This window comes from Kitasatospora sp. NPDC034035, from assembly GCF_055575755.1.
Window position 1 is genome coordinate 148,492 of sequence record NZ_JBVISA010000019.1, and the last position, 13,384, is coordinate 161,875.

At 70.8% G+C, this 13,384-nt stretch carries 9 protein-coding genes; 2 read left to right on the forward strand and 7 right to left on the reverse strand.

From position 1 onward, the window contains the following. Window positions 1–137 precede the first annotated feature (137 nt). Window positions 138–785 (reverse strand): NADPH-dependent F420 reductase, encoded by a 648-nt coding sequence (locus tag ACZ52J_RS25980; RefSeq protein ID WP_465622171.1) that lies wholly within the window; start codon window positions 783–785, stop codon window positions 138–140. A 48-nt stretch (window positions 786–833) separates the two neighbouring features. Next, complete coding sequence (locus ACZ52J_RS25985) at window positions 834–1,646, reverse strand: inositol monophosphatase family protein (protein ID WP_465622173.1); 813 nt, start codon at window positions 1,644–1,646, stop codon at window positions 834–836. Between the two features lie 114 nt (window positions 1,647–1,760). On the opposite strand from ACZ52J_RS25985, the gene ACZ52J_RS25990 reads away from it, so the two are divergent. Continuing rightward, window positions 1,761–2,705: a LysR family transcriptional regulator gene (locus ACZ52J_RS25990; RefSeq protein ID WP_465622175.1), complete on the forward strand. Its 945-nt coding sequence runs from the start codon at window positions 1,761–1,763 to the stop codon at window positions 2,703–2,705. Window positions 2,706–2,846: 141 nt separating this feature from the next. Here ACZ52J_RS25990 and ACZ52J_RS25995 read toward each other — a convergent pair whose 3' ends face one another. The 3 genes from ACZ52J_RS25995 to ACZ52J_RS26005 form a co-directional block, all read right to left on the reverse strand. Then, window positions 2,847–3,269: an organic hydroperoxide resistance protein gene (locus ACZ52J_RS25995; RefSeq protein WP_360507392.1), complete on the reverse strand. Its 423-nt coding sequence runs from the start codon at window positions 3,267–3,269 to the stop codon at window positions 2,847–2,849. 165 nt (window positions 3,270–3,434) lie between these two features. Further along, entirely contained in the window at window positions 3,435–4,364 is a 930-nt protein-coding gene (locus ACZ52J_RS26000) for a helix-turn-helix transcriptional regulator (RefSeq protein ID WP_465622177.1), read from the reverse strand. A gap of 169 nt (window positions 4,365–4,533) precedes the next feature. Further along, window positions 4,534–10,767: a beta-ketoacyl synthase N-terminal-like domain-containing protein gene (locus ACZ52J_RS26005; protein WP_465622179.1), complete on the reverse strand. Its 6,234-nt coding sequence runs from the start codon at window positions 10,765–10,767 to the stop codon at window positions 4,534–4,536. A gap of 231 nt (window positions 10,768–10,998) precedes the next feature. Here ACZ52J_RS26005 and ACZ52J_RS26010 point away from each other — a divergent pair, with 231 nt between their 5' ends. Continuing rightward, a complete protein-coding gene (locus ACZ52J_RS26010; RefSeq protein WP_465622181.1) occupies window positions 10,999–11,295 on the forward strand; it encodes a hypothetical protein in 297 nt (98 codons plus the stop codon). 362 nt (window positions 11,296–11,657) lie between these two features. Here ACZ52J_RS26010 and ACZ52J_RS26015 read toward each other — a convergent pair whose 3' ends face one another. Then, the gene (locus tag ACZ52J_RS26015) at window positions 11,658–12,563 is read right to left on the reverse strand and encodes an ArsR/SmtB family transcription factor (protein ID WP_465622183.1); all 906 of its coding nucleotides are present in this window, start codon (window positions 12,561–12,563) and stop codon (window positions 11,658–11,660) included. Between the two features lie 196 nt (window positions 12,564–12,759). Beyond that, window positions 12,760–13,332 (reverse strand): 3-isopropylmalate dehydratase small subunit, encoded by a 573-nt coding sequence (gene leuD, locus ACZ52J_RS26020; RefSeq protein ID WP_465622185.1) that lies wholly within the window; start codon window positions 13,330–13,332, stop codon window positions 12,760–12,762. Between the last annotated feature and the right edge of the window lie 52 nt (window positions 13,333–13,384).

The following is a 13,384-nucleotide window of genomic DNA, read 5'->3' on the forward strand; positions in this document are numbered from 1 at the left end:
TGGCCCCTGCCCCGCTCTCGGTGTCACGGCCCCAGCATAAGCGGCCGCCCGAGATCCCCGACCCGGACTCGGACCCCGGAGTCCACCCCTCCACGGTCAGGATCCAGGTCAGGCCTGGGGGCCGGCGACGACCACGGTCAGTGGGCGAGGGAGACCGCGAAGGGCCGGAAGCCGTGTCGGCGCAGGATGTGGGGAACCACGAGGATCATGGCCTCGGTGGCGCGGGCGGTGGTGACGTCGCCGAGGTCCTCGATCCATGCGGGCTGCCAGCCCAGGTCGCCGAGCAGGCCGGTGACCGTCTTCTTCGCGGGTTCGTCGTTACCCGACACGTAGGCGGTCGGCGGGGTGGCCAGGGTTTCGGGGGCGGTCATGACCATGAACAACATGGTGTTGAGGGTCTTGACCACACGGGTGTCGGGGAGGGCGGCCTGGAGTTGCTCGGCGAGGCTGCTGCCGGGGTAGCACAGGTCGCCGGGCAGGCCGTCGTCGGCGTCGCGGGTCGCGTTGGAGACGTCGACCAGGATCTTTCCGGCGAGTTCGGCGCGCAGATCGGTGAGACGGTCCAGGGTGCTGTCGCCGGGCGTCGCGTTGATCACGATGTCCGCGGTGCAGGCGGTGGTGCGCTGGTCGGCGAAGGCGATCTGTGGGGCGATGTCGGCGGCAAGGGCCGCGGAGGTCTCTTCCGGGTTCCGGACGCCGAGGGTGACGTGGTGTCCGGCTGCGGAGAGCTTGCCGGCGAGGTTGGCGCCGACGCGGCCGGCGCCCAGGATGCCGATGCTGGTCATGAGGTGATGCTCCTTGCGGTGTGAGGTGGGTGGAGCGGAGGTGCCCGGTCAAGCGATCGGCGACAGGACCTTGAGGGCGGCGGTGTGGATGCCGGGGGCGGCGGCCAGGAAGTCGCGGCTGCCCGTGTTCCAGGGCTCGCCCGCCAGGTCGGTGACGGTGCCTCCGGCCTCGGAGACCAGCAGCGCACCGGCGACCAGACCGGAGCGAACGTCGGAGAACTGCCAGAAGGCGTCCGTGCGTCCGGCCGCGACGTGGATGAGCTGCATCGTGGCGGGAACGGACACGCGCACGACCAGGCCGTTGATGAGCATGGCGGTGACCGAGTCACCGATCCGCCGGAAGGTGCGCTCGTCCTCGCCGGGCCTGGCCTGGCCGGTGCCGACGAGCGCGGCGCCCAGATCGGCCTTGGCGGACACCTTCAGGGGCCGCTCGTTGAGGCGGGCACCGCCGCCGGCGACAGCGGTGTAGGTGTCGCCGGTCAGTGGCAGGTGGACGACGGTGAGCACCGGCTGGTTGTCACGGACCAGGGTGGCGGTCACGGCCCAGTCGTCCATGCCGTGAACGTGGTTGATGTTGCCCTCGGCGGGGTCGACGACCCACCACTCCCCCGACGGGAGCGCACCGCCGGCCAGCTCGTCCTCGGCCCACTGTGATCCCCGCCGGGCCCGCAGCAGCGGCTCCCGCAGCACGTCCAGCACCGCGTCGTCGTTGGCATGGATCTCGGCGACGACCTCGTCCAGACTCACGCCCCGGGCGTGCGAGGTGTGGCGGTCGCGCAGGGTGAGGCCTGCGGTCCTCACCGCGGCGGTCACCTCGGACAGGAGCGTCGTGTCGGCGGCGAAAGGCATGGCTGTGCTCATGGTGGGCTCCCTGGATTCGATGTGTGCGGCGGCTTGTCTCGCGCCTGCACTTCGAAGGTAGGCCCCTCAATCATTAACAACAAGTGCATGCTGTTCAGTCATAGAGTTACTGTCATGCAACTGGATCTGAACCTGCTCACAGCCCTGGACGCACTACTGGAAGAGGGCAGCGTCGCCGGCGCCGCAGCACGCCTCCACGTCACCGCACCGGCGATGAGCCGCTCCCTGGGCCGCATCCGCAAGGCCACCGGTGACCAGATCCTGGTCCGCACCGGCCGCAGCATGGTTCCCACCACCCGCGCACTGGCCATGCGCGCCCAGGTCCACGCCCTCGTACAGCAGGCCCACCACCTTCTCTCCGCGCAGCAGGAACTCGACCTGGCAGCTCTGGACCGGGTGTTCACCGTGCGCTGGCACGACGCCCTGACCGCCGCCTGCGGCACCGCCCTGATCACCGCCGTCCACCGCCGGGCCCCCGGCGTCCGGCTGCGCCTGTCCGCCGAACCCGGGACGGACGACGCCGAGCTGCGCCGGGGTGAGGTCGACCTCGAATCGAGCTCCAGCGCTCCGACGCTCCCCGACATCCGCCACCGCCTCGTCGGCAGCGACCGGCTGGTCGTCGCCGTCCGACCGGACCACCCCCTCACCCACGGCCCGCTGAGCATCGAGCGCTACGCAGCCGCCGAACACCTCACCGTTTCGCGACGTGGAAGCCTGCGCGACCCGATAGACGACGCCCTGACCACCCACGGCCTCGAACGACGCGTCGTCGCCGCCGGACCCACCGCCGCCTTCGCCCTGCAACTCGCCCTCGACACCGACCTGGTCGTCACCCTCCCCGACGCGGTCACCCGCGCAGCCCGGGAACGACTCGGCCTGGCCACCCTGCCGCCGCCACTCCCGCTGCCCGACGTCCCCCTGTACCTGCTGTGGCATCGGCGCTACGACGACGACCGCGCCCACACCTGGCTGCGAGACCTGGCCACCAGTACCGTCCAGGCCCTGTTCACACCACCGACCGCCTCCCGGCAGCCCCTCACCGACCGGACCGGGCAGTGACGGATGCGCCCGGGAACAGGCCGCCGGGCAGCCTGAGTGATGGTGGGCCGGGCGGCCGACTCGTGCTCCAGGACACGGTCAGTCCTCGCCCGGCCCACCATCACTGTGGCGTCACCGGCGACCTGTCACGGCCGCCTGGGCTCAGACCGTTGCCCTGAGCGTCACCTCGACGTTCCCACGGGTGGCGTTGGAGTACGGGCAGACCTGGTGGGTGGTCGCCACGAGCTGGTCGGCGGTGGCCTGGTCGAGGCCGGGCAGGTGTGCCGAGAGCGTGACGGCGAGGGTGAAGCGTCCTTCGTCCAGGGCGAGCAGGCTCACCGTGGAGGTGACGGTGGACGCACCGACGTCGACCTTCTGCCGGCCTGCGATCAGTCGCAGCCCGTTGTGGAAGCAGGCGGCGTAGCCTGCGGCGAAGAGCTGCTCGGGGTTGGTCCGGTCGCCGCCGGGGCCGCCCATCTCCTTGGGGACCGCCAGGACTTCGTCGAGCACCCCGTCCAGGGAGCGGACCTCCCCGTTCCGGCCGTCGCCGGTCGATATCGCCTCGGTGGTGTAGAGCACGGACATGCTTGTTCCTTTCACGGGTGCCACAGATGGGGGTTGGGTCTTCGGTCGCCCACCGCGTGCGCAGGGTGGGACAGGTTTCTTGAGACGCGCCGTCGTCAGCGGCCTTCCCTGACTGTCCTGATCGGGCGGCATCGTTGCCGCCGGCCAGGGAGGGGATGACGACGACTACGAGACCGGGCTGGTGTCAGCGATCGGTTCCGGTCCGGGTGTCCTATCTGCCGGGGGCGTCTGTTCGCCCGGGGCGACGGCTTGAGCGAGCAGGGTCAGCGCGGCCTGCGAGGCCGAACCCGCCGCCGCGGTGACCGCCACGATTCGCTGTCCCGGCCCGTCCGGGACCGGCATGGCCTGCTGGGTGACGTCCACGGCTCCGACCAGGGGATGGCGCATCCGGTAGGTCGCGGTGTCCCAGGCCCGGACCGGGTGCGCGGACCACATCGCGGTGAACTCGGCACTGTGCATGACCAGTTCGCCGATCAACGCGGCCAGCATCGGATCGTCGGGGTGCCGGCCGACGGTCATGCGCAGCCTGCCCACCACGTCCCTGGCCTTCTTCGGCCAGTCCTCGTACAGCTCGCGGGTGTGGGCATCCAGGAAGACCAGGCGGGCGGTGTTCGGACGCCTGTCGGGATGCTCGGGGCTCCGGTAGTCGAGGTGTCCGGCGAACAACGCATGCCCCGCGCGATTCCACGCCAGCACGTCGCTGCGGCGGCCGAGCACGATGACCGGGGTGTCCCCGAAGGCGCCGATCAGCTGTCTCGTCGTATCGCTGACGTGCTCCGGCGCCTGCCGGCGGGTTCGCTCGTTGCCGCCCTTGTGCCACGCTCCTGCGAGATCGTGCAGGTGGCGGCGTTCGGTTCCGTCCAGGCGAAGCGCTCGGGCGATCGCCTCCAACACCTCCGTCGACGCGTTGAGCGACACCCCCTGCTCCAGTCGCGTGTAGTAGGACTCGCTCACACCCGCCAACCGCGCCAGCTCGTCGCGGCGCAGTCCCGGCACCCGCCGCTCCTCGTCGAACATCCGCAACCCGACGTCCGCGGGCTGCAGTTGCGCCCGGCGCGTCCGCAGGAACCTCCCCAACTCTGATCTGCTGCTCATGGATTCGAGTATGGCCACGCGCGACCGCGCCTGCCTGCCCCTGTCAGTGTCAGGCGGGCCGGACATCGACACCGCCGGATGCCGGGACCATCCGAGGCGCCGGCCCGGGGTGCCCCGCCGCCGAAGAGGCCTTCGCCTGCTCGAGCGCGCCTGGGCCTCGCCCCGACACCTATCCCGGCGTGGGCGACACCGTCCGGGAGAGCCACGCCTGGATTGCTTCCGCCGTCGTGGCCGCGTGCTCCTCGAGGACTGAGTGGTGGTCACCTGGCACTTCGCCGGCTCGCAGGCGCAGTGTCGGAATGGTCGTCTCCTCCTGCCGGTCCAGAAAGATGCGGGTATACGCGCCCATCGCCGCGAGACCGGGCTCGTCGAGCCTGATCGCGCTGCGGACCGGCAGTTCGGTGAGCCATTCCTCGTCCCGGACCGGGTGGGTGTCCACCAGCACCACCGCCTCGGCACCGACTCGTTCCGCGACGGCTTGCGCGACCAGGCCGCCGGTGGAGCGGCCCAACAGCACCACCGGTCGGTCGAGCCGCCTGATCGAGGCGGCATGTGTCCGGACGAGGGCCTCCACGTCCTCCGGCACGGGGCCGCCGTCGTACCCCGGGTGCGGGAGCAGCCACATGCCCGGCAGATGCCGGGCCAGGAGGCCGTACTCCCCAGGGGGTGAGGCAAAGGCGGGGAAACAGACGATCGCCGGGCCTTCGCCGTCGCTGAGTCGCTGTGGGGCGGCGGAAGGGAGCGTTGCCGCCGACGGCAGCGCCCACGACGCGGAGACGAGCAGGTGCATGGCCTCTCGAGGCCGGCCCAGCTCACACAGCTTGCGGTACAGGTACGCGAGCGTCCCCGGGGGCGGCGGCGGACGCAACTGCTCGGCGAGTGCCCTGGGCGTGGGAGCTTCGAACACCGCCGTAGCGGGGAGGCGTAGGCCGGTCCGTCCCTCCAGGCGGTTGCGCAGCTCGATCGAGGTCAGTGAGTCGAATCCGAGGTCGAGGATCGGGGTGTCCGGTTGCACGTCCGGGTAGCTCAACACGGCGGCGATCTCGGCGCACACCATCTCCAGCAGGTTTGTCGGCGGGGTCGGTTCCGGCGTGGTCCGTGTTTTCGGCCGGGGCGGGCGGTCGAACGCGATCGGGACCAGAACCGGCTCGTCGGTGCCCAGCGCCGCCTCCAGGAGTGCCACGCCCTCTGCGGGCGTGAGGGGCACCAGGCCGGGATCAGCGGTCCGGTCGGCCATCATCCCGATCGTCCACGGGCCCCAGGCCAGGGAGAGAGCGGGGAGCCCCAGTCGCCGCCGGTGGCGAGCGAGCTCGTCCAGGTAGCAGTTGGCCGCCGCGTAGTTGGCCTGTCCGGCGTGACCGAGTACACCGGCCGCCGAGGAGAAGAGCACGAAGGCGTCCAGTTCTCGATGTGCGGTCAGCTCGTGCAGGTGCCGGGCCGCTTCGGCCTTTGGGAGCCATACCGTATCCATGCGCGCCGGGGTCATCGACGCCAGGATCCCGTCGTCGAGCACCCCGGCGGTGTGCACGACGGCCCGCAGGTCCTCGATCGAGTCGACCAGTGCGGCCAGGGCCTCCCGGTCGGTGACGTCCAGGCGCGTCTCACCGCTGCGGCTGGCGACCACGACGCGCACTCCCTTGGCTCGCAGGTGGTCGGCGACCGCCTGGCCCAGCGCGCCGCCACCGGTGACCAGGACGGTCCCGCGCCAGGTGAAGGCGCCGCCTGGCACCGGGACCAGATTCGCGCGCTCGGGCACGATCTCGGTCCGCCCATCGCTGACTTCGGCCAGGGTGAACCGGCCGGGGTGCTCCGTCTGCGCGACCCGGATCAGGCCGGCCACCGCCGCTCCGGCCAGGTCGGCCGGCGGTACCAGAACGGTGAGGTGCTCGTGATCGGCCTGCAGCTCCCGCAGGGTGAGCGCCAGGGCGTCGGGGGCGTCGCCCGGCGGCACCTCGAGGACCTGGCCCCGTGGCCGGCCGGGAACCCGGGGCCACTCCGGGCGGAACAGCGTTCCCCGGCCGGTTCCGGTCGCACGCACGGTGAGTGATTCGACGTACGCCACCGGCCGGCCCGTCTGATCGGTCGCGGCGATCCGCCCCTCGTGGATGCGGACTCGCAGACCCGTGGCGCCCCGCGCCAGCAGGTGCACGCCGCGCAGGGCGAACGGCACCCCGTCAGTGAGCAGCCGTGCCGGGTGCAACGCCGCGTCGAACAGGGCGGGGTGCAGCGCGAACCGCCCGGCGTCCGGGAACTCCCCGCGCACCTCGCCGAAGAGTTCGTCGCCGCGGCGCCACATCCTGCTCAGCCTTCGGAACGCCGGTCCGTAGTCGGCATGCTCGACTTCGAGCTCCTCGGCGTCCGGCGGGGGCCATTCGCCGATGTCCACCTGCGGCGCGGGCCGAGAGTCCAGTCGGCCGCTGGCACAGCGGACTCCGTTCGCGTGCACCTCGAACGGCCGCGCGCCGTCGACCTCGGGGCGGACGACGATCTCGGCCCGCCGCGTCCGGGGCAGGCGCATCGCCGTGTGCAGGACCAGTTCGTCGACGGTGCCGCAGCCGGCCCGCTCCCCGGCGTACAGCACCAGCTCCAGGATCGCCGTGGCGGGCACGATCGCCGTCCCGTCAACGACGTGGTCGAGCAGCCACACCGGGCTGAGGTCGGCGATGCACACCACCTCACCGGAACCGGGCACGATCACGGTCGACTCGATCAGCGGGTGCTCGGTGGCGCGGTCGAGCCAGTAGCGCTGCCGGTGGAAGGCGCGGGTGCCCCGCAGCCGGCTCGCTGCCTGCTCGGGGTCGGTGGTGGAGATGACACCCTCGACGAGCGCGCCCAGCGTGTTGCCCGGGCCCAGTTCGACCAGGGCCGCGCCGTCGACCATGGCCACGTGGTCGGCGAAGCGGACCGTCTCGCGCACGTGCCGCACCCAGTAGTGCGGATCGTCCGGGCGGCCGCCGATGATCGGAATGAGCGGTGGATGGTACGTCAGGCTCCGTGCCACGTCCGTGAACTCGGCCAGAACGGGGTCCATGAGAGGAGAGTGGAAGGCGTGGCTGACGGTGAGCCGCGTCACCTGCTCGAACCCGGCGGCGATGGCCAGCACGTCCTCCTCCGGGCCGGACACGACGACCGAGTCCGGTCCGTTGACGGCCGCGATCGCGGTGCGAGGAGTCAGCCTGATCTCGCTCTCGGCGGCCCGGACGGCGACCATGGCGCCTCCCGCCGGCAGTTCGCGCATGAGCCGCCCGCGGGCAGTGATCAGCCTCGCCGCGTCGGGCAGCGACAGCACGCCCGCCACGTGAGCCGCCGCGATCTGCCCGGCGGAGTGCCCGATCAGCGCGTCCGGGCGGTATCCCCAGGACTCCAACAGGCGGAACAGTGCCACCTCGTAGGCGAACAGGGCCGCCTGGGCGATGTCCGTACGGTGCACCAGGTCGGTGTCGATCGCCTCGCGTAGCTCCGGATCCAGCTGGGCGCACGCCTGCTCGAACGCCGCGGCGAACACCGGGTACCTGGCGGCCAGGTCCCGTCCCATCCCCCGCTGCTGCGCCCCCTGCCCCGGGAAGAGGAACGCCACCCGCAGTTGCTCGTACTCCTCGACGATCACATGCGCGTTGGTCCCCGAGATCCCGAAAGCCGACACTCCGGCACGGCGCGGACGGTTCTGCGCCGGCCAGGGCGTCCGCTCGGTGACCAGGCGAAGTGCACCGGCGGACCAGTCGACGTGCGGGGTCGGCTCGTCGACGTTCAGCGTGGCCGGCACGGTGCGGTGCCGCATCGCCATCACGGATTTGATCACGCCCGCGACCCCGGCGGCTGCCTGGGTGTGCCCGAGGTTGGACTTGACGGTACCGACCAGGACCGGAGCTGACCGGTCCTGACCGTAGGTGGCGAGCAGCGCGGCCGCCTCGATCGGGTCGCCCAGGGCGGTGCCGGTTCCGTGGGCCTCGACCACGTCCACGTCGGCGCCGGTCAGCCCGGCGTCGGCCAGCGCCTGCTGGATCACGGCCGCCTGGGCCGGCCCGCTGGGCGCCGTGAGGCCGTTGGACGCCCCGTCCTGGTTGATCGCAGAGCCCCGCAGCAGGGCCAGGATCGGGTGACCGTTGCGCACCGCGTCGGCCACCCGCTCAAGGACCAACAGCCCCACGCCCTCCGACCAGGCCGTGCCGTCGGCAGCCGCGGAGAACGGCTTCACCCGTCCGTCCGGGGCCAGGCCGCGCTGCCGGCTGAACACCACGAAGCTGTCCGGTGTGGCCATGACAGTCGCACCGCCCGCCAGGGCCAGGTCGCACTGGCCGCCCCGGAGGGAGTCTGCCGCGAGGTGCATGGCGACCAGCGACGAGGAGCAGGCCGTGTCCAGGGTGAGCGCCGGCCCGTGCAGACCCAGGCTGTAGGCGATCCGTCCGGAGGCCACACTCCCCGCCGCACCCAACGCGATCTGGGACTCGAGCTGGTGCGCGGCGCCCCGGAAGCGACTGCCGTAGTCGTTGTACATCAGGCCGACGAACACACCGGTGTTACTGCCCCGCACCGACTCGGGCGCGATGCCCGCCCGCTCGAACGCCTCCCAGGCCGTCTCCAGCAGCAGTCGCTGCTGCGGGTCGGTGGCCAGGGCCTCGCGCGGCGACATCCGGAAGAACCCGGCGTCGAAGTCGGCCGCGTCGGCGAGGAAGCCCCCACGCGTGACGTAGCTGGTGCCCACATGGTCAGGGTCCGGGTGGAACAACTCGTCCAAGGGCCAGCCCCGGTCCGTGGGGAACCCCGTGATCGTGTCCTGGCCGGCGGCCACCACCCGCCAGAGGTCCTCGGGGCAGGTGATCCCGCCGGGATAGCGACACGCCATGCCCACGATCGCGATCGGCTCGGTGGCCTTGCGGGCGGGCGGCGGCGGGTCGGCGGCCCCGCCGGCGAGGTAGTCGGCCACCGCGCGGGGCGTGGGGTGGTCGAACACCAGGGACGGCGGCAGTGCGACACCCAGTTCCGCGCCCAGCCGGTCACGCAGTCGTACCGTGCCGAGCGAGTCCAGACCGGCTTCGACGAATGGCTGGTCCGCCTCGGGTGACAGGCCGGTGATCCCCGCGGCCTCCCGTCGGACCACGTCGAGCAGGTACTGGAACCGGACCCGTTTCCGCACCGGCTTGCCCGAGGAGGTCAGCGGAATCCGGCTGACCGGGCGGACTGCCTCCGGCACCCGATGCGATGGCAACCGGCGACGGCAGAAGGCGAGCAGCGTCGCCGGATCCACGTCGCCCACGACGTAGGCGACCGGCACCTCACCGAGCACCGCGTCGGGCTCACCCACCACGACCACGTCCCGGACGCCCGGACAGCGAGCCAGCACCCGCTCGATCTCGACCGGGTGGATGTTCTCCCCGCCCCGGATGATCATTTCGCCGGCTCGCCCGGTCACCACCAGACGGCTGTGCTCCTCGCGGCCGAGGTCTCCGGTGGCGTGCCACCGATCGGCACCGGGCATCCTCAGGTGGATCTCACCGTCCACGAATCGGGTGTCGATTCCGGGCAGGACGACGCCGTCGATGGCGATCTTTCCGGACGTCTCCGTGCTGCCGTAGCCGTCGTGCAGTTCACGGTCGAACCTGCGGCGGAATCGGACCCGCAGCTCTTCCCGCAGCGGGGCCCCGGCCGACAGACACCTGGGCGGCAGCGGAGCCCCGACGTCCAGGAGCTGGGTGAAGACCGTCGGCACGCCGCCCAGTGCGGTGAACGGTGTCCGGCGAAGCAGGGCGGCAGCCCGGTCCGCCGTGAAACGGTCCATCACGTAGGCACTCGCGCCCAGGGCCAGGACACCCACCACGCACATCGAATGCCCGAAGGCGTGGAACAGCGGCAGCGGCCAGAGCAGGTGGTCGTCGCCGGACATGCCCAGCAGTCCCCGGTAGGCGTGCTCCGCCGACCGGAGCCAGGCTCCCTGCGTCGACAGCACGCCCTTCGGGTCCCCGCTGGTCCCGGACGTGTAGTGGAGCCAGGCGGGCTCGTCCGGCTCGAGGTCGTCACGTGGCGGCGTCCGGGTGGGCGCGAGCAGGTCGTCAACGGTCACCACACCGGTGCCGGCCACCCGCCGGACCTGCGCCAGGCGTTGGCGGTCAGTGACCACCAACCCGGCGCCGCTGTCCTCCAAACGGAACCGGAGCTCGTCGTCGCCGCTTCGCGGGTCGAGTACAACGCCGACGGCGGCCGCGCGGCAGACGCCGAGGGTAGCCGCGATGGCGGTCCCCCCGCTGCCCAGGTACAGCGCCACCCGACTGCCGCGATCGACAGGGAGGTTGCCGGCCACCCGGGCAGTACGGCGGGCGAGATCACCGTAGCTCACCGCGTCCTCGGCATCGGCAAAGGCGATCTTGTCTTTGAGATCCGCTGCGTGACGGAGGATCAGCTCATGCATCTTGCACCTCGGCAGTCGGTCACGACGTTCGGCTGAAGTCGGGCATCAGGGTCCTGCCCATGGTGTGGCCGCGGACTCTTCCCTGCCGGCGACGGCACGAACAGAAGGCGGGTACAGCCCTTGTCCGCACCCCACCGCCACGACAAGAATTCGATCTACACCGGGCTCCACAGATCCCCGAAGTCGAGGCGCCTCGGAACGAGGAGCCACCATCCCCAGAAGGGCCTCATCATGACCGACCTCAAGCGCGCACTCGGAACCGCCCTTGCCGCCGGCGCCCTCCTGCTGACCGTCGGCGCACTGCCGGCCGGCGCCCAGACTGCCGTCACCGGCCAGGCCCTTTTCGTCGGCAACGCTTTCAGCGGCAGCCCGTTCGCCTCGAACATCACCGCCTACAACAGCGCCTACGCCCAGGCCAAGGCAGCGGGCTACACCACCGCCCAGTGTTCGCTGACCCGTGCTCCGATCGCCATCCGGATCGGCCCGACCCTCTGGCAGTCCAGCGCGGTGGTCACCTGCAACGCCTGACGAACGACGCCTGACGAACGACTGCCGACGCACCCGGTTCTCCTGCCCTGCGGCGGGCTCGACCGGAACCGCTGCGGCCGCTCACGGCTGGGGCCTCCCGATCCCCGGGAGGCCCCAGCCCGTCAACCCGTCAGTGCAGGTCCGTCCCGAAAACACCACACCCACAAGCTCGTTGACATTCACGCACACCATGCCAACGATGGCCATCACCACCGATGACGGGGCAGAGCCGATGACGGGACAGAGCCCCTCTTCTTACCGACCCGGGGAGTGCGCTCCTCACCATCTGACTTAGCGTCAGAAGCGGAGCTTTTCCGTGAGTTCATGCTCTCCGGCGCCGCGCCTGCCGGTGTGGACCGGGGTCAGTGCAGTCGGGTGATCAGTGCGGCGCCCAGTGGTGTCAGGGTGTGCTGGACCCGGTTCAGGGAGCGCAGGGTGGTGATCAGGCCGGCGGCGCGGAGTACGGCGGTGTGCTGACTGGCGGCAGCCGAGGATATGCCCACGCGTTCGCCCACTTCGGTCGTGGTGGCGCTGCTGGAAAGTGCAACGAGTACGGCGGCGCGGGTGCGGCCCATGAGGGCGTGCAGGGCGCCGTTGCCTTCCTCGACGGCGTCCCAGATGGAGGAGGAGCGGCCCCAGTCGATGGGGATGGGATAGAGTAACGTGGGGCGGTCCTGGCCGAGGTAGCGGTCGAAGAGGATCGGGGGGCGCGCAGCGAGGAATAGCGAGGGGGCCAGCCACAGGCCCTCCGACCCCAGTTTGACGTCCTCCCCCTCCCCCGGGACCTCCAGTACCGGCGGGTCCCACCGGATGGCGCGGTGGAGTGAGGTGAACATCTGATCCCACCCTCCACTGAGTACGATCTCACTGCGGGCGGCGCGGTCGGCGGCCAGGCGCCGTTCGATGCTCGCCCAATAGGGGGCGATGGCGATCTGACGGAAGCTTTCCAGATCAGCTGACAGGCGTGACTGGGTGGCGGCTTCGGGGGCGTCCGGGTCGCCTTGTAACAGGGTCTGCACGACGTGGTCGAGGTCCGGGAGCGGTCGCAGTGCCTGGGCCAGTGAGATCATGCGGCGGATGTCACTTCTGCCAGCGGTTCTCTTGCGCCAGGCCCGGAAGGCCTCTCCGCCGACTCCGGTACTCAAAACGTCGAGCGCCAGGAGCGTTTCTCGTATCTGCTCGATATCGATCAGAAAGCGAGTGCTCGCCAGACTTTCCGCCGTAAAATGAATGCGCCGCATTGTTTCCCCCGCGTCAAAGCCGACCAATTGGCATAGCGCGCCCCCGCCAGCCGTGTTACGCGAGGTCAGGCTATCAATGGTTCATTCTTCTGCACACGGAATCCTATCACGAACCGAACTGAATTCCAGATTCCGTTTTCCGAAGGACCGGGACTGACTTCGGGGACGGGCCCGCGGGGAGGTCGGGACGGGGATGGCCCGGATTTCAGACGGTCCGCCGGGATCAGCCGACGGTCGGCAGCCAGGCGGGGCGCCGGGCCTCGTGGGCAGAGATCAGACCGCCATGCTGCAGCACCGCCTCGATGGCGTCCTCCCCGCGCAGCAGCATCCGGCGGCCGCGCTCCTCGACCTCGAACTGCCAGCACGTGCCGCCCAGTCGCAGCGTGCACTCGCGCAGGTCTACGACCACCTCCAGGCCGGGGTGGGCGGCAATCTGCCCGGCGAGCCGGCCGAGCTCCGCGTAGGGGAGGTCAAGCGGGAGCAGTCCGTTGTTCAATGCGTTGCGCCGGAAGATGTCGCCGAAGCCGGCCGCCACCACGACCCGGAAACCTCCGTCCTTGAGTGCCCACACCGCGTGCTCGCGGGAACTCCCGATACCAAAGTCGCGGCCCGCGACGAGCACGCTGGCGCCCTGGTTCTCCGGGCGACCCAGGACGAAGCCCGGCTCCTTCCGCCAGTTGGCGAAGAGGGCGTCCGCATAACCGCTCTTCACCACTCTGCGACAGAACTCCGCAGGCACGATCTGGTCCGTGTCGATGTCGTCGCGGGCCAGTACGACGGCGCGCCCTGAATGCATTTCGAAATTCATCACGAAAACTCCAAAACGGCTGGGTCAAATCGGTGTGCTG

Coding starts and splice junctions, on each gene's coding strand:
- ACZ52J_RS25980 (WP_465622171.1), bottom strand. CDS start 785: ATGACCAGCATCGGCATCCTGGGCGCCGGCCGCGTCGGCGCCAACCTC.
- ACZ52J_RS25985 (WP_465622173.1), bottom strand. CDS start 1,646: ATGAGCACAGCCATGCCTTTCGCCGCCGACACGACGCTCCTGTCCGAG.
- ACZ52J_RS25990 (WP_465622175.1), top strand. CDS start 1,761: ATGCAACTGGATCTGAACCTGCTCACAGCCCTGGACGCACTACTGGAA.
- ACZ52J_RS25995 (WP_360507392.1), bottom strand. CDS start 3,269: ATGTCCGTGCTCTACACCACCGAGGCGATATCGACCGGCGACGGCCGG.
- ACZ52J_RS26000 (WP_465622177.1), bottom strand. CDS start 4,364: ATGAGCAGCAGATCAGAGTTGGGGAGGTTCCTGCGGACGCGCCGGGCG.
- ACZ52J_RS26005 (WP_465622179.1), bottom strand. CDS start 10,767: ATGCATGAGCTGATCCTCCGTCACGCAGCGGATCTCAAAGACAAGATC.
- ACZ52J_RS26010 (WP_465622181.1), top strand. CDS start 10,999: ATGACCGACCTCAAGCGCGCACTCGGAACCGCCCTTGCCGCCGGCGCC.
- leuD (WP_465622185.1), bottom strand. CDS start 13,332: ATGCATTCAGGGCGCGCCGTCGTACTGGCCCGCGACGACATCGACACG.